18 protein-coding genes are annotated in these 15,880 nt (G+C 62.4%); 6 read left to right on the top strand and 12 right to left on the bottom strand.

Going from position 1 to position 15,880, the window contains the following annotated elements:
• Positions 1-50 precede the first annotated feature (50 nt).
• The 7 genes from LSQ66_RS09130 to LSQ66_RS09100 form a co-directional block, all read right to left on the bottom strand.
• A complete protein-coding gene (locus LSQ66_RS09130; protein ID WP_231769463.1) occupies positions 51-536 on the bottom strand; it encodes a hypothetical protein in 486 nt (161 codons plus the stop codon).
• Between the two features lie 52 nt (positions 537-588).
• Positions 589-2,559, bottom strand: a complete 1,971-nt coding sequence (locus LSQ66_RS09125) for a peptidase U32 family protein (RefSeq protein WP_231769462.1) — start codon at positions 2,557-2,559, stop codon at positions 589-591.
• Positions 2,560-2,636: 77 nt separating this feature from the next.
• Positions 2,637-2,984 (bottom strand): GFA family protein, encoded by a 348-nt coding sequence (locus tag LSQ66_RS09120; protein WP_231769461.1) that lies wholly within the window; start codon positions 2,982-2,984, stop codon positions 2,637-2,639.
• 27 nt (positions 2,985-3,011) lie between these two features.
• Entirely contained in the window at positions 3,012-3,350 is a 339-nt protein-coding gene (locus LSQ66_RS09115) for an ArsR/SmtB family transcription factor (RefSeq protein WP_231769460.1), read from the bottom strand.
• The gene (locus LSQ66_RS09110; RefSeq protein WP_231769459.1) at positions 3,337-3,792 is read right to left on the bottom strand and encodes an SRPBCC family protein; all 456 of its coding nucleotides are present in this window, start codon (positions 3,790-3,792) and stop codon (positions 3,337-3,339) included. The genes LSQ66_RS09115 and LSQ66_RS09110 overlap by 14 nt, the downstream gene beginning before the upstream one ends.
• Positions 3,793-3,878: 86 nt before the next feature.
• Complete coding sequence (locus LSQ66_RS09105) at positions 3,879-4,301, bottom strand: RidA family protein (RefSeq protein WP_231769458.1); 423 nt, start codon at positions 4,299-4,301, stop codon at positions 3,879-3,881.
• A gap of 9 nt (positions 4,302-4,310) precedes the next feature.
• Complete coding sequence (locus LSQ66_RS09100) at positions 4,311-4,847, bottom strand: hypothetical protein (protein WP_231769457.1); 537 nt, start codon at positions 4,845-4,847, stop codon at positions 4,311-4,313.
• Positions 4,848-5,008: 161 nt separating this feature from the next.
• Here LSQ66_RS09100 and LSQ66_RS09095 point away from each other — a divergent pair, with 161 nt between their 5' ends.
• From LSQ66_RS09095 to LSQ66_RS09085, 3 genes are all read left to right on the top strand, one after another.
• Positions 5,009-6,358 carry an alpha-L-fucosidase gene (locus tag LSQ66_RS09095; RefSeq protein ID WP_231769456.1) on the top strand — a complete coding sequence of 450 codons (1,350 nt, stop codon included), beginning with the start codon at positions 5,009-5,011 and terminating at the stop codon, positions 6,356-6,358.
• A gap of 25 nt (positions 6,359-6,383) precedes the next feature.
• On the top strand, positions 6,384-7,970 hold the full coding sequence (locus LSQ66_RS09090) for an alpha-L-fucosidase (RefSeq protein ID WP_231769455.1): 1,587 nt from the start codon (positions 6,384-6,386) through the stop codon (positions 7,968-7,970).
• 69 nt (positions 7,971-8,039) lie between these two features.
• On the top strand, positions 8,040-9,122 hold the full coding sequence (locus LSQ66_RS09085; protein ID WP_307730252.1) for a serine hydrolase domain-containing protein: 1,083 nt from the start codon (positions 8,040-8,042) through the stop codon (positions 9,120-9,122).
• Here LSQ66_RS09085 and LSQ66_RS09080 read toward each other — a convergent pair.
• Positions 9,107-9,694, bottom strand: a complete 588-nt coding sequence (locus tag LSQ66_RS09080; RefSeq protein ID WP_231769454.1) for a YdcF family protein — start codon at positions 9,692-9,694, stop codon at positions 9,107-9,109. The two genes, LSQ66_RS09085 and LSQ66_RS09080, sit on opposite strands and share 16 nt — an antisense overlap.
• Before the next feature lie 89 nt (positions 9,695-9,783).
• On the opposite strand from LSQ66_RS09080, the gene LSQ66_RS09075 reads away from it, so the two are divergent.
• Genes LSQ66_RS09075 through LSQ66_RS09065 form a run of 3 tightly spaced genes read left to right on the top strand, consistent with a single transcriptional unit; the run spans position 9,784 to position 13,075 of the window.
• Positions 9,784-11,982, top strand: coding sequence for an OsmC domain/YcaO domain-containing protein (locus LSQ66_RS09075; protein ID WP_231769453.1), 2,199 nt, complete (start codon positions 9,784-9,786; stop codon positions 11,980-11,982).
• A gap of 8 nt (positions 11,983-11,990) precedes the next feature.
• Positions 11,991-12,635 carry a dihydrofolate reductase family protein gene (locus LSQ66_RS09070; RefSeq protein ID WP_231769452.1) on the top strand — a complete coding sequence of 215 codons (645 nt, stop codon included), beginning with the start codon at positions 11,991-11,993 and terminating at the stop codon, positions 12,633-12,635.
• Positions 12,632-13,075 carry a VOC family protein gene (locus LSQ66_RS09065; RefSeq protein ID WP_231769451.1) on the top strand — a complete coding sequence of 148 codons (444 nt, stop codon included), beginning with the start codon at positions 12,632-12,634 and terminating at the stop codon, positions 13,073-13,075. The genes LSQ66_RS09070 and LSQ66_RS09065 overlap by 4 nt, the downstream gene beginning before the upstream one ends.
• A 345-nt stretch (positions 13,076-13,420) precedes the next feature.
• Here the strand turns inward: LSQ66_RS09065 and arsH are convergent, their stop codons facing one another.
• The 4 genes from arsH to LSQ66_RS09045 all read right to left on the bottom strand — a co-directional run bounded on the left by arsH (position 13,421) and on the right by LSQ66_RS09045 (position 15,879).
• Positions 13,421-14,080 carry an arsenical resistance protein ArsH gene (arsH, locus tag LSQ66_RS09060; protein ID WP_231769450.1) on the bottom strand — a complete coding sequence of 220 codons (660 nt, stop codon included), beginning with the start codon at positions 14,078-14,080 and terminating at the stop codon, positions 13,421-13,423.
• Positions 14,073-14,804: an aquaporin gene (locus tag LSQ66_RS09055; protein WP_231769449.1), complete on the bottom strand. Its 732-nt coding sequence runs from the start codon at positions 14,802-14,804 to the stop codon at positions 14,073-14,075. The genes arsH and LSQ66_RS09055 overlap by 8 nt, the downstream gene beginning before the upstream one ends.
• A gap of 79 nt (positions 14,805-14,883) precedes the next feature.
• Positions 14,884-15,360: an arsenate reductase ArsC gene (locus tag LSQ66_RS09050; RefSeq protein WP_231769448.1), complete on the bottom strand. Its 477-nt coding sequence runs from the start codon at positions 15,358-15,360 to the stop codon at positions 14,884-14,886.
• A gap of 18 nt (positions 15,361-15,378) precedes the next feature.
• Entirely contained in the window at positions 15,379-15,879 is a 501-nt protein-coding gene (locus LSQ66_RS09045; RefSeq protein WP_231769447.1) for an arsenate reductase ArsC, read from the bottom strand.
• Position 15,880 lies beyond the last annotated feature (1 nt).

Genomic DNA, 15,880 nt, shown 5'->3' with positions numbered 1-15,880 from the left:
TCGTCGCACGGCGCGCAGCGGGGCGCCATACTGGCTTCGGGATGACCGCGTCAGAACAGCTTGAACTTCAGCTGGATCGAGAACGCGCCGTGCAGTCGTTCCTTGTAAGTTGGTACGATAGCAAAGTTCACGCCTACGCGTTCGTACTCCAGAGTTGCAACGGGAATCGCCGCCAGGAACCAGCCGCCGTCGCGCATCTTCGGATAGCCGTTGAAGCCGCCGACCACGGCGCCCAGGCGCAGCGGACCGAGCGCGATGGGCTGGTAATAGACGCCCAGGTAGTTCGACATTTCCCGGTCGCTGTTATGGAAGCGGCCTGCGGTGGCCGAAGCGACGGTCGAGAAGCGGTACTCGGCGCCGATGCCGGGGTTCGTGTCATCGAACCCCTTGTCGCGCTGGAAGTGGCGGGAATAAAACCCGGCATTCACCCACAGCTCGCTCTTCGGCTGCGACTCGATCATTTCGAAAGGATTGGCCTGCGCAGCGCACGGCAGTGCCGCCAGCAAGGCTCCCAGCAGTGGTGCAAAAACTTTCATCCCGCTTCCCATGTGTTGTTGGAAGCGCAATTATAGCTGGTCAGTTGCCCGGTCAGGCGCGGGGGCGCTGGCGGTGGAAGACGAGGGGGCTGTAGGGCACCGCCGATGGGGGCGGCGATTTCAGGATGTTGGGCTTCATGGCGCCCACCACGTGCATTTCGCAGGGTTTGCAGTCGAAGCGCAGGGTGTAGCGCTCGTCGCCGCTCACGAGGGTCATGGGCTCGGCGCGCACCTGGCCCTGCACGCCCTGCACGCCCTTGGCCTGTTTGGGACAGAGGTTGAAGGAGAAGCGCAGGCAGTGCTTGGTGATCATCAGCGAGACTTCGCCCGGCTCTTCGTGCGCCTCGTAGGCAGCGTCGATCAGCTGCACGCCGTGCTTGTGGTAGAAGGCGCGCGCCTTTTCGTTGTAGACGTTGGCCAGATAGCTCAGCTGCGTTTCGGGATAGGCCGCCGGCGGTTCGGCCGCCGCCTTGCGCTGCGGGCGCTGCCAGGCCGCGAGGCGGGCCGCTTCGTGGGCCGCAATGGCGTCGCGCCGCAGGCCGTTGATGGCCGCCGCCGGCACGAACCAGGGCTGTGAGAGCTTCAGCTCGACGTCGTCCGCCTCGAACATGGTGTTGCCCAGCTTTGCCAGGCTGCTGCGCAGCGACGCTTCGGCCTGCGCGGCCTGCTGGGCGGGCTGCAGGGCGATGGCCGCAACGGCTTCGCTGGCAACGCCGTCCTCATCGCGAATGGCGAGGCGCAGGCCGTCCGCCTGCTCGCTCAGCGTGAGCTGCACTGCCACCTTGCGTTCGGAAGATTTCTTGTGCAGCGCCGCTTCCCACTGGTGGTCCCGGTTGCGGTGGACCTGCACGCCGGGCTTCAGGCCGGGCAGGGCGCTCATCGGTTCGTTGGGGAAGACGCGCCAGCGCTGGCCGTCGCCATCCTCGCCCAGCTTCGTTACCGTGTTGGCCTGCACGCCCACGGGCGTGCGCTTGTTCATGTAGTTCAGGCCATCGCCATTGGCCATCGATGCGTCGGTCACGATGTCGAAATGGTCGGTCGCGATGCGGATGACAGTGCCCAGCGTCACGCCCAGGTACTTGGGCGAATCGAAGGCGCCGATGTCGCCCTGGCGGCCCTGCGCGAAGTAGTCGGTATGGCCGCGGTGGAAGGTTTTGTCCACGTCCGGCGTGAACATGAGGCGGGTGTGGCCGCTGGAGGCGCGCACGAACTCGGGACGGCGCTCAAGCAGCTCGTCGATCAGCTTGCGGTAGTGGCCCGTGATGTTCTTCACATAGCCCATGTCCTTGTAGCGGCCTTCGATCTTGAAGGAGCGGATGCCCGCGTCCACCAGCGCTTCGAGGTTCGCGCTCTGGTCGTTGTCCTTCATCGACAGCAGGTGCTTTTCGTAAGCCACCACGCGGCCCTGGCCGTCGGAAAGGGTGTAAGGCAGGCGGCAGGCCTGGGAGCAGTCGCCGCGGTTTGCGCTGCGGCCCGTGTCCGCATGCGAGATGTAGCACTGGCCGGAGAAGGCGACGCACAGCGCGCCGTGCACGAAGTACTCCAGCGGCGTATTCACTTCCGCGCGGATCTTGCGGATCTGTTCCACCGTGAGTTCGCGCGCCAGCACCAGCTGGGAGAAGCCTACGTCGCCGAGGAAGCGCGCCTTCTCCACGGTGCGGATATCGCACTGGGTGCTGGCGTGCAGCTGGATCGGCGGCAGGTCCATCTCCAGCAGGCCCATGTCCTGGATGATGAGCGCATCCACGCCCGCTTCGTAGAGCTGCCAGATCTGCTGGCGCGCCAGGTCCAGTTCCGCATCGTGCATGATGGTGTTCATCGTGACGAAGATGCGCGCGTGGTAGCGGTGGGCGAATTCCACCAGGCCCGCAATGTCTTCCAGCGGATTGCTCGCGTTGTGGCGCGCGCCAAAGGCGGGCCCGCCTATGTAAACCGCGTCCGCGCCATGCAGGATGGCTTCGCGCCCGATTTCGGCGGTTTTGGCGGGCGACAGCAGTTCAATCTCGTGGTCAAGCAGGGACATGGCGGACATCCGGGCGGGAAAGGCGGAAATTATATCGGTAAACCGCCTCTCCCGGCCATTTCTTGGGCGTTTGTCAACTACACCGAGCGCCCGTCGTAGTGCGTGACGGGGATGGCTTCGAGGTCGATCTCCTCGAGGCAGCGCAGGTTGATAGCCGCCATCGGCTCGCCCGTCGGCATGCTGCTGGTTGCGTAGGGATGGATGCCGCAGGTCGCGCAGAAGCGGTGCGTGATCTTGTGCTTGTTGAAGAGATAGCTGCTCGCGTTCTCTTCGGGCGTGAGCAGGCGCATGGCGTGGCGCGGCACGAACCAGAGCAGGGAACCTTTGCGCTGGCACATGGAGCAGTTGCAGGCCAGGCCGGATTTGATCTCGCCTTCGACCTCGAATTTGATATTGCCGCAGTGGCAGCTTCCCTGGTATTTCATGATGTCTCCTGGTTGTTGTTAAAACGATTATATCGCCGTCGCTTCGACGAATGCTTTCAGCCTGCCGAGCGCCGCGTCCCACTGCCGCCCGATCGCTTCCAGCGAGCGCCGGGCTTCCTCGATGGCGGAAGGTTCCAGTTGCCAGAGCCGTTCGCGGCCCTGGCGCAGGTCGCGCACCACGCCCGCTTCCGCGAGCACCTGGAGGTGCTTGGTCACGCCCTGGCGGCTGATCTCCGTGCTGGCCGTCAGCTGGGCGATGGAAAAGGCGCCGCCAGCGCAGAGGAGGGTGACCAGCTTCAGGCGCGTGGGGTCGCCCAGCGCCGCGAACACGTGTGCCAGCGCGGCCCTGTCCTCACCCCTGGACATGGCGTACGATGTTTTCGATCTGCGCGTCCCACCCCTTGCTGTTCATGCGGAAGGCTTCGTCGCGGCGGCGCGCCGGGACCTTGTCGAAGCCCGATTCCACCACCTTGAGCAGCGTGGCGTTGCCGGGTGCGTCGGACAGCGTGAAGGTGACGAGCGTCTGCTCCTCATGGCTGTAGTCGATGGCGGGGTCGATGGCATAGGGATGCCAGTTGAAGGCCAGCAGGTCTTTCGGCTGCACGGTCTTGATCACTGCCGTCATGCGCAGGTGCTCGTAGCCGGGGTGGGTGATATTGCCTTGCACGGTCTGCCCTGCGGCGAACACCTGGCCCTTCAGGTTGACGCCAAACCAGGTGCCGAATTCCTCGGCGCTCGACAGCGCCTGCCAGACGCGGTCGCGCAGTGCGTTGATGACGATGCTGCGTTCGATGCGGTCGGTATCCATTTGCGCTCCTCAGTTTGTGCAACCGGCCGGTTGCGCAACAGAGAGTAAGCCAGGTGCGCGGAAAATGCAACCCTTAGGTTGCATTATTATTTCGATGGGAATACCGCCACCAGTTCCACCTCGACCACCAGTTTCGGCGTGAACAGGCGAGTCACCTGCAGCCAGGTGGCGGCAGGATAGCCCTTCGTGTACATGGCCTTGCGTATCTCATGGTGCTTGATGAACGCATCCAGATCGGTCGCGTAGACGTTTTCCTTGACCACGTCCGCGAAAGTGAGGCCGTGGGCGGCGAGGGTGGTTTTCAGGTCCGCATACACCTTGGCGATGGCGGCGGGCATATCGCCCGAGGCGGCGGTGCCCGATATGTACAGCGTATTGCCCGTGCGGACGGCCTGGCAGTAGCCCATCTGGTGCTCGAAGGCCGGGTCCATGTTGTAGCACTTCTTTTCCTCGGCCTTCACGGCCAGGGGCATGGCCAGCACCGCGCAAGCCAGCAGCAGCTTTTTCATCGATATCTCCTATTGTTGTTCCTTGCGGCGGGTGTCGATGGCGATCCAGTTCGTTTCCCACGTCTTTCCGCCATCGTCCGAGTAGGCCTGCTCGAAACGCCACTGGCTGCCGTTGACGGGAATGATCAGGAAGCGCACGGCAACGGTGCGGCCCTTCAGCGTGTCCTCGCCATAGAAGACGCCCTGGCCCTGCTGGAATGAGCCGCGCATGGGGCTAGTCATCTCACCGTTGGCCAGGTTCGCGAAGTTGAGCGTCCACTGCTTGCGAGCGGGCTCGTAGAGGCGCAGCGACACGCCGGTGATGCGCCCGGCCGGGCCTTGCACGTCCAGTTCAACGAGATTGGCGCGCTTGTCCATGACCGGCTTCACCACCGACGTGCCGGAGTATTCGACCCAGTTCGTTTTGCCGCTGAGGGGCTCGCGCAGGCGCTTCAGCTGGGTGTCCCAGGCGCCGATCTCCCAGTCGAAATCGCGCTGGCCATCCGCCTTTGCGGGCAGGACGGCTAGCAGTGAGCAGGCAAGAATCGCAATCAGACGGATTTTCATGGCTGTGCCGGGAGTCGGGATGCCCGATCGTACTTGGCAGCTGGTCCCTCAGCTAGTACCACTCCATCCCATTCTCCTGGGACCACAGCTAGCGCCGTCCGGCATACCTTTTTATCAAAATTTCATATCGCCCTGCCAAACGCGTTCAGTACACTGGCCTGATGACCAAAAAACGCATCCCTCATCTTCTCTCTGCTGTGCTTCTCGGTCTTCTGACTGCGCTGCCCCTCCGGCCCGCAGTGGCCCAGGGCGCCGAATCCGGACAGGAGGCGCGCATCAAATGGTGGCGCGACGCACGCTTCGGCATGTTCATCCACTGGGGCCTCTACGCGATTCCCGGCCGGGGCGAGTGGATGATGTGGAACGAACAGGTGCCGGTGAGCGAGTATGCAAAGCTCGCAGGCCAGTTCAAGCCAGCCAGCTTCACCCCGGACGCCTGGGCCGAACTGGCGAAGGAAGCGGGCATGAAGTACATGGTGTTCACGGCCCGCCACCACGACGGTTTCGCCATGTTCGACGACGGCGCCAATCCCTTTTCCAGCGTGAAGACGGCGGCCAAACGCGACTTCGTGGCCGGCTACGTGAAAGCCGCCCGCAAGGCGGGAATGGGGGTGGGCCTGTACTACTCGCCGATGGACTGGCGCTTCCCCGGCTACTTCTTCCCCGACATGTACCGCGACAGCGCAGTGGCAATGCGCGAGCAATACCACCGCCAGATGAAGAAGCTGCTCTCGAACTACGGGAAGATCGATATCCTGTGGTTCGACGGCGGCGAGACCGACTGGCTCAATTTCGGCGCCGACTGGGGTATGGCCACCTGGACGAAGCGCACCGAAGGCCAGCATTACAAGGGTGGATTCGACTGGGAACACGGCAAGGTCCACGCCATGATGCGCCGCCTGCAGCCGCAAATCGTCATCAACGGCCGTGCCGACATGGCGGAAGACTTCCACGCGCGCGAGGGCGATGCCGCGCTGGGCGGCTTCGACAACCGGCATCCCTGGGAGCTCTGCACCACCATCGCTGGCGCGTGGGGCTACCAGCCCAATATGCAGCCCAAGCCGCTCAAGCACTACATCCAGCTGCTCGCCAATGCGGCGGGCCGCGACGGCAACCTGCTGCTCAATGTGGGACCGCGGCCGGACGGCCAGGTCGATCCGGCGCAGGCGGAGCGGCTGAGGGAGATCGGCCGCTGGCTTGGCAAGTATGGCGAGAGCATCTATGAAACGCGCGGAGGGCCCTTCCTGCCAGGCGAATACGGCGCGTCCACCCATCGCGGCAACACAGTCTACGTTCACGTGCTGAAGTGGCAGGGCGAGAAGCTGGTCCTCCCCGCGATTCCCGCCAAGGTTCTGAGCGCGGCCACGCTGGCGGGCGGCAAGGCGGATGTGGCGCAATCCGCCGATGGCATTGAACTTTCCGTGCCGTCCGGCTCCCGCGACGATATCGATACGATCATTGCGCTGCAGCTCGATTCGCCCGCTGCAGGAATTGAGCCCGTGGGCAAGTAAGGAAGTCATGAGAAGACGAGAACTGTTGAAACACATCGCAGCGGCGGCTCCCGGCCTCGCTCTGGCCCCGCACGCGCTTGCAGCGCGAGCGCGTTCCGGCATGGAGCCCATGGCTTCCGGGCCGTTCCAGGCCGACTGGAACTCGCTGTCGTCCTACGAAACGCCGGAGTGGTACAGGAACGCGAAGTTCGGCATCTGGGCGCACTGGGGCCCGCAATGCGAACCCGAGTTCGGCGACTGGTACGCACGTGCGATGTACGAAAAGGACAGTGAAGCCTATCGCTATCACCTCAAGAAATATGGCCACCCCTCGGTGTTCGGCTTCAAGGACGTGATTCACCGCTGGAAGGCGGAGCGCTGGGACCCGGAAGCTCTGGTGGCGCTGTACAAGCAGGCCGGCGCACGCTACTTCGTCGCCCTGGCGAACCACCACGACAATTTCGACCTGTACGCCAGCAAATATCAGCCGCAGTGGAATTCCACAAGGATCGGCCCCCGGAAGGATTTGATCGCAGGCTGGGCGAAGGCTGCCCGCAACAACGGCCTGCGCTTCGGCGTGAGCGTGCACGCTTCCCATGCGTGGACATGGTATGAAACCGCCCGGCCGTACGACGGCCTGCTGGGAAAAGCGCAAGGGAAGGGCAAGTGGTGGGAGGGCTTCGATCCGCAGGGACTCTATGAGCAGGTCCATCCGGCAAGCCAGCGTCCTGCCAACCATGAGGCCTACCAGAAGCAATGGGAATGGCAGGGCGGGGCAGCGGTGCCGTCGAAGGAGTACTGCGAGAAGTTCTACAACCGCACGGTAGATCTCATCAACAGCTGCGATCCCGATCTCGTGTACTTCGACGACACGGCGCTACCCCTGTGGCCCGTGAGCGATGTGGGCCTGCGCCTAGCAGCGCACCTGTACAACCGCAGCACCGCCCGGAAGGGGCGACTGGAGGCGGTCGTCAACGGCAAGATCCTCGATGCACAGCAGCGCAAATGCATGGTGTGGGATATCGAACGCGGGCAAAGCAACGAGATCGAGCCGCTGCCATGGCAAACCTGCACCTGCATCGGCAGCTGGCATTACGACCGGCGGGTGTACGACAGGAAGGGCTACAAGAGCGCACAGACGGTTGTGCACACGCTGATCGACGTCGTCAGCAAGAACGGCAACCTGCTCCTGAGCGTTCCGGTGCGCGGCGACGGCAGTATCGACGAGCAGGAACGCGCCATCGTGGAAGAAATCGGCCGCTGGATCGCAGTCAACGGGGAGGCAATTTACGACACGCGCCCATGGTCGCAGTTTGGCGAAGGCCCGTCCGTGGAATCGGCCGCGCCCATCTCCGCCCAGGGCTTCAACGAGGGCAAGAACAAGCCCTTCGAGGCTGCGGACATCCGTTTCACTGCGAAAGGCGACGCCGTGTATGCCTTCGTCATGGGCTGGCCGCAGGACGGCAAGGTGTCCATCAAGGCAATGGGAAGCGGGAAGAAGACCGTTTCCCGGGTCGAACTGGTGGGGCAGGGGACTCCGCTGCCCTTCACCCAGAGGGAAGGGGCGCTGGAAGTGACGCTCCCGGCGCAGCCACCGGTGCTGGCCTATGCCTCCGCTTTGAAGATCGTTTAATCCGATAGACTAGGCGCAGCCAACGGAAGAGGCTATATTACGCGGGTCTTCTTCCTCGGAGGCTTCGTCGTGGATCGCCGTCAGTATCTGGGTTTGGTAGGAACAATCGCTCTGGCACCCGTCGCCTCGGCCTTCGGCTGGTCTGGCTCCCCCGGCTACGAGGGCGCCCTTGGCAGTTACCCGGACTTCAATGGCACCATTGTGGTCGGCCGAGGGGCGAATATCCTGTTCAGCAAAGCGATGGGAGTGGCGGATCCCCGGATCCAGACGCCAATGGCTTTGACGACCACCTTCGAAACGGGCTCCGTATCGAAATGGATTGCCGCCATCGTAGTCATGAAACTGGTCGACCAGGGCACGCTGAAACTGGATGAGCCGATCCGAACATATCTGCCGGACTACCGCGCCGACACCGGTTCCCAGCTGACTTTACGCCATCTGATGAGCCATTCCAGCGGCGTGCCGAACGACATCATCGCTGCCAGGAAGGCCGATCCGCAAGTGGCGCTGACCGAACTTGAGCAGATGGAAGCCGTGCGCCGTTACGCAAGCGGCGACCTGCGCTTCGCTCCCGGCGCCAGCTGGGACTATTCGCACTCGAACTGGATCATTGTGAAAGCCATTGTCGAACGAGTGAGCGGCAAGTCCTACAGCGACTGTGTCGAAGCGTGGCTGACAAGCCCCCTGGGCTTGAACAGCAGCGGTGTTTATCGTGGCGAATCCAGCGCTGTGCCGCGCATGGCGGTGGCCTACGCGGGGCCGCTGGCGTCGTGGCAGCGGAAGGTCAACGCGATTCCGGACTACATGGCGATGGCAGGGGGCTTTTACAGCAGCGCGCCGGATATGCTGCGCCTGATGGACCAGGTGCTGAGCGGAGGCGTCCTGACACCTGCGTCGCGCGCCACACTGATGAAAGTAAACATGCCCGACCAGCGCTACGCGCTCGGCGGAAGAACGCGAATCGAAACGATTGCGGGCCAGGACCGCGAGGCGGCCTGGGAAGACGGGTCGAACGGCGGCTTCCGCCTCGTCGCGCGCCGGGTACTGGGGGACGGAATCACCGTCGTCGTTTTCAACAACAGCAGCTACGACCACCAGAAGCTGGGCGCCCTGGCCAGCGCCTTGATGGAGACCGCTTACAAAGCCGGATAGGCGGCGCAACCCTCAATCTCGTCCAGAAAGCCTTTCTGGAGATAGAGCGGGATCTTCTCGAACTCCCCGAGCACCCGCGCACGGAATTCCTCGTGCTCGTGCCAGCGCTCCACCGAAACGCCGAAATAATTGACCGGGCAGACCGACATGCGCAGGCCGGGCCAATGGCGCTGCAAGGTCATGAGGTAGCGCCGGGTCGAGCACACTTTCCCGATCACGAGAACGCTCCGGATAGCGCCGAGATCCATGGCTTCCGCCACTTTGCGCCGTCCGAACTGCACATTCTCGCCGGTATTCGTGGCGGCAGTTTCCAGAATAAGGGCGGACTCCGGAACACCCAGCCTGACCAGCTCCGCGCCGATCAGGTCCGCCTCGGCCAGAGCCGAGCTGCCCGTGCGTCCGCCGGAGACAAGGAGACGCCCGAACATGCCTTCCTGCCAGAGCGAATGCGCCGCTGCACAGAATTCAGGCACGCCATGGCGGGTGCCGAAAAGGAAACCGAGATCGGATTGCTGCGCCGGGAAAACCGGCATCATGTACTCGGCGATACGCTGCAGATCGTGGGCATGCATGGAGAAGACGGTTCAACAGCCTGTGCGGCTCGGTCGAAAAGACGGATAATGGTGTCCACGCAATTTATAGCACTATTTGGACTACTTTTATGGAAATTAAGGTCAACTTCCTCGACAAGCTTCGCCTCGAGGCCAAGTTCGATGACTTCACGGTGGTGGCCGACCAGCCCATCCGCTACAAGGGCGACGGCTCGGCGCCTGGTCCGTTCGACTATTTTCTGGCCTCATCGGCCCTGTGCGCGGCGTATTTCGTGAAGCTGTACTGCGACACGCGCAATATCCCGACCGAGAACATCCGCCTGTCACAGAACAATATCGTTGACCCCGAAAATCGATACCAGCAGATCTTCAAGATCCAGGTCGAGCTGCCCGCCGATATCTCTGAAAAAGACCGCCAGGGCATTTTGCGCTCCATCGACCGCTGCACGGTCAAGAAGGTGGTGCAAACGGGCCCCGAGTTCATCATCGAAGAAGTGGAGAACCTGGATGCGGACGCGCAGGCCCTGCTGACGCTGAATCCGGACGCCGACACGAGTACCTATATTCCGGGCAAGGACCTGCCGCTGGAGCAGACCATCGCCAATATGTCGGGCGTTCTGGCAGCCCTCGGCATCAAGATCGAGATCGCATCCTGGCGCAATATCGTTCCGAACGTGTGGTCGCTGCATATCCGCGACGCGCATTCGCCCATGTGCTTCACCAACGGCAAGGGGGCGACCAAGGAGAGTGCGCTGGCGTCCGCGCTGGGCGAGTACATCGAACGTTTGAACTGCAACCACTTCTACGCAGGTGTGTTCTGGGGCGAAGACATCGCCAATGCGCCCTTTGTGCATTATCCCGAGGAGCGCTGGTTCAAGCCTGGCAAGAACGATGCGCTGCCTGCCGAAATTCTGGATGAATACTGCCGTGAGGTCTACGACCCCGATGGAGAGCTGCGCGGCTCGCACCTGGTCGACACCAATTCCGGCAATGTGGAACGCGGCATCTGCTCGCTGCCGTTCATCCGGCAGTCGGACGGGGAAGTGGTGTACTTCCCGTCAAACCTGATCGAGAACCTCTTCGTCAGCAATGGCATGAGCGCCGGGAATACGCTGGCCGAGGCGCAGGTGCAATGCCTGTCCGAGATTTTCGAAAGGGCGGTGAAACGCGAAATCCTGGAAGGGGAGATGGCCCTGCCGGACGTGCCGCAGGAGGTGCTCGCCAAGTATCCGGGCATCGTTGCAGGCATCCGCGGCCTGGAAGAGCAGGGCTTCCCGGTGCTGGTGAAGGACGCCTCGCTGGGCGGGAAGTATCCGGTGATGTGCGTGACCCTGATGAACCCGCGCACGGGCGGCGTGTTTGCATCCTTCGGGGCGCATCCGAGCTTCCAGGTGGCCCTGGAGCGCAGCCTCACGGAGCTGCTGCAAGGCCGCAGCTTCGAAGGCCTGAACGATCTGCCTCCGCCGACCTTTGTCAGCAACGCGGTGACCGAGCCCAATAACTTCGTCGAACACTTCATCGATTCGAGCGGCATCGTCTCCTGGCGCTTCTTCAGCGCCAAAGCGGACTACGACTTCGTGGAATGGGATTTCTCCGGCCACGGCGACAACTCCAATGCCGACGAAGCCCGAACCCTGTTCGGCATTCTCGAAGACATGGGGAAGGAGGTTTACACGGCGGAGTACACGCACCTAGGCGCCACCGCCTGCCGCATCCTGGTGCCGGGCTATTCGGAGATTTATCCTGTTGAAGACCTGGTCTGGGACAACACCAACAAGGCGCTCCTGTTCCGCGCCGATATCCTGAACCTGCACCGCCTGGATGACGCCAGCCTGGAAGCGCTGCTGGACCGGCTGGAGAACAATGAGCTGGACGAATACGGTGACATTGCCACCCTGATCGGCATCGACTTCGACGAGAATACGGTCTGGGGCCAGCTCACGGTTCTGGAATTGAAGCTGCTCATTCAATTGGCATTGCAGGAACTGGAAGCCGCGCAGGAACTGGTGGAAGCCTTCCTGCAGTACAACGACAACACGGTCGAGCGCCGGCTCTTCTACCAGGCCCTGAATGCGGTGCTGGAGGTGGAGCTGGACGAAGAGATGGAACTCGACGACTATGTGGTCAGCTTCCGGCGCATGTTTGGCGATGCACGGATGGACGCCGTTATCGGCTCGGTGGATGGCAGCGTGCGTTTCTACGGCCTGACTCCGACCAGCATGAAACTGGAAGGCCTCGACAGGCATCAGCGCCTGCTCGACAGCTACAAGAAACTGCACGCGGCGCGCGCCAAGGCGGCCGCCGCATAGGAGACTTCATGTCCGAACTCAAAGTACAAAGCTTCACGGTGTCCCTCGATGGCTACGGGGCCGGTCCGAACCAGAGCCTGAAAACGCCGCTCGGCGAAGGCGGCGAAGCGCTGCACAAATGGCTGATCGGCACCCGCACGTTCCAGCGCATGATGGGCGACGAAAGCAAGGGAGCGGACGGTCCGAACGAAGACTTCGCGGCGCGCGGCTTCGCCAACATCGGCGCCTGGATTCTGGGCCGGAACATGTTTGGACCGGTTCGCGGACCGTGGCCGGACGACAGCTGGAAAGGCTGGTGGGGAGACGAACCGCCATACCATGTTCCGGTGTTCGTGCTGACGCACCATCCCCGCGAACCGCTGGAGATGAAAGGCGGCACGACCTTCCATTTTGTCACTGGCGGCATTGAATCCGCTTACGAACAGGCCCGCCAGGCTGCCAATGGCAAGAATGTGCGCCTGGGCGGCGGCGTGGCGACCATTCGCGAATACGTGCAGGCGGGCCTGGTCGACGAAATGCACCTGGCCGTTGCGCCGGTGCTGCTTGGATCGGGCGAATCCTTGTTCGCGGGGATGGATCTCCGAAGCCTGGGCTTCCGCTGCACGGAACACGTGCCAACCGAGCTGGCGACGCACGTGGTGCTGCGAAAATGACCATCAAGCGCATGGACAACGTTCTGATCGTTGTCGACGATTTGGAAGCGGTCAAAGCGTTCTTCATCGAACTGGGGCTCACGCTCGAAGGCGAGCAAACGGTCCAGGGTCCCATGGTCGGGAAGCTTATTGGCCTGGGGGACGTCAAGGCGACCTTGGCGATGCTGCGAACACCCGATGGCCAGGGAATCGAGCTGGACAAGTTCCACACGCCGGAGCCGGTGAGGTTCGGGCCCGTGAACGCGCCGGTGAACACCCTGGGCCTGCGACGCGTGATGTTTGCCGTGGATGGTATCGACGAAGTACTCGCGCGCATGCGCGAATCCGGGACCGAAATCATTGGCGAGATGGAGTACGAGAATACGTACCGGCTGGCCTATATCAGAGGGCCTGAGGGCATTATTGTCGGTCTCGCTGAGTCCTTGGATAATTTCGCATAATTTGTATTATGTAAAATGCGATCCGTGATGCAAAGGCCTGCGGGAGCGCCAAGCCCTACACGAACTCGTGCCGTCCAAGCGAGACACCTTCATCGCGCATGCGGACTGGCCGGTCCGCTCAACGCGTATGGTGCATGCCGAGCAAGACCATGTCTTGCGCGCGACGCCTATTCCCAACGTGCATAGAGGCCTGGACATGCAAGAGTTTCGCCAGCTGATTTCGCGCGTGGCACGCGAATGCCGGAACAAGGCCTTCGATATCGACATGCCACGTGACTAGAAAAACGGCTATAAACGCTTGATGGCAGCATTGATCGCCTTCATCTGGCGCTCGTTGCGCTCGCTTTAGCGGTCGGTCAGGTAGGCTGCGCGCCCGCGCATGAGCAGCGTCATCTTGAACAGTTCTTCCATCACGTCCACCACGCGGTCGTAGTAGCCGGACTGGCGCATGCGCCCTTCCTCGTCGAACTCTTTATAGGCCATCGGCACCGAGGACTGGTTCGGGATGGTGAACATGCGCATCCAGCGGCCCAGGAGGCGCAGCGTGTTGACCACGTTGAAGGATTGGGAGCCACCGCATACTTGCATCACGGCCAGCGTCTTGCCCTGGCTGGGCCGGATGGCGCCCTGCTCGAGCGGAATCCAGTCGATCTGGTTCTTCATCACGGCCGTGATCGCACCATGGCGTTCCGGACTGCACCAAACCTGCCCTTCAGACCAAAGGCATAACTCGCGCAACTCGACCACCTTCGGATGGTCCTCGGGCACGCTACCCACCATCGGCAGCTCCGTCGGATCGTAAATCTTCACTTCCGCGCCGAAGTGGCGGAGGATGTGCGCCGCCTCGAAGGTCAGAAACCGGCTGAACGAGCGTTCGCGCAGCGAGCCATACAGCATCAGGATGCGGGGCGGATGTGCCAGATCCCCTTCGGGCGCAAGCTGCTCGACGGTTGGCGTTTTCAGCTGCTCGGCATTAATGTTTGGCAGATTGGGGAGCTTATCCATGCGTGACCCGCTGTTCTTTTCTTTCAGCTTCCGGCACAAATTCCCCTGGCGGTACCGGCGCGTCCAGGTTCCGCGCCTGATAAAGCCAGCGGAAGGTCACGGTCGCGGCCGCTGCACCGGCCAGCTGCGCAATAATGAAGCCTGCAGCGTCCTGCGGCCGAATTCCCGCGAAGGTATTGGTGGCGCTGCGCGCCAGGGTCACTGCCGGATTGGCGAAGGACGTCGATGAAGTGAACCAGTAGGCGGCGGTGATATAGGCCGCTACCGCAAAAGGCGTGACCGATGGCCTGCTGCGCGAGCAGCCGATGATGACGCCGATCAGGCCAAATGTCGCCACGCATTCGCTCCACCATTGGGCAGCGCCAGTGCGCGCATGCTCCGAGGCGAAAAACAGCGGCACGCCGAACATGGCGTGCGCCCCCGCGACGCCAGCGAAGGCGCCGACGATCTGCGCGAACACGTAAGGCGTCACGTCGCGCATCGGCATATTCCCGAGCCACGCCTCAGACAAGGTCACCACGGGGTTGAAGTGGGCGCCGGATACGCCGCCAAACGTTAGGATGAGTGCAATCAGGCCTGCTCCCGTCGCAATGGCGTTCGCCAACAGTGCGATGGCCACATTGCCCCCGGCAAGCCGCTCGGCCATGATGCCAGACCCCACGACCACCGCGAGCAGAAAGGCTGTGCCCATTGCCTCGGCTGCGATACGGCGCCCCGGCGTCATGACTGGCCTCCTTTAGAATGGCCGAGCGCCAACCGACGCGACATCCCGTTCAATTGCTGGATCATGGCAGAGCCCTATCTCAGGAGAGCGAACCGATGCGTTCCAGCTCGGTTTTGAGTTTTGCCTTGTCGCCTGCCAGTTGCGCGAGTGGCAGCGCCAGGAACGCCTCGATCCGCTTTCGGATGATGCGGTATGCCTCTTCAAAAGCCGCCGTGATCTCTTCTTCCATCCCTACCACATGGCTAGGATCGTCAACGCCCCAGTGCGCGCGCAGCACAGGCCTGAGATAGGCTGGACACGTTTCCCCGGCGGCGCTGCCGCAGACCGTGATCACGATATCAGGCGTCACCGGAAGATCGTTCCACGATTTGCTGTAGTAGCCCTCGGTCGAAATGCCTTTGCTGTGCAGCAGCTCGACGGCGCGTGGGTGCAGCCGACCGGCTGGCTGGCTGCCCGCGCTGATGGCTTTGAGGCCTGCTGGGGCGAGGTGATTGAAAGTCGCTTCGGAGAGCACGGACCGGCAGGAATTGCCAGTACAAAGGAATAGAACTTTCATGATCGATGGACAGTGAAGTTAAACAGGAGTGGCGCCGATGGCGTGGATTTCGCGCTGGATGGCATTCTTTTCCAGCATGTGCAGGGGCAGGCTGACGAAAATGTTCATCCTGGTCATGATCTGCCGAAAGATCCGGTGGAACGCGGCACGCTTCTCCTCGTCCGTCCCCTGGACCGCCGCAGGGTCGGAGAAACCCCAGTGCGCCGTCATCGGATGGCCAGGCCAGTAAGGACAGGTCTCCCCTGCCGCGTTGTCACAAACCGTAAAGATAAAGTCCATGTGCGGCGCATCGGGCTGGCCGTATTCGTCCCAGCTCTTGCTGCGCAGCTGGCCGACCGGATAGCCGGTGGCGGCAATCTGCTCGATGGCAAAGGGATTGACCTTGCCGGCCGGATGGCTTCCCGCTGAAAAACCGCGGAAGCGGCCCTTGCTCATTGTGGTGACCAGGGCTTCGGCCATGACGCTGCGCGCCGAATTCCCCGTGCACAAGAACAGCACGTTATAGACTTTGTCTTGCATT

The organism is Massilia endophytica, assembly GCF_021165955.1.
Lineage (GTDB): Bacteria > Pseudomonadota > Gammaproteobacteria > Burkholderiales > Burkholderiaceae_D > Rugamonas > Rugamonas endophytica.
The sequence above is the reverse complement of the archived record's forward strand: the minus strand, read 5'-3'. Positions and strand labels throughout refer to the sequence as shown.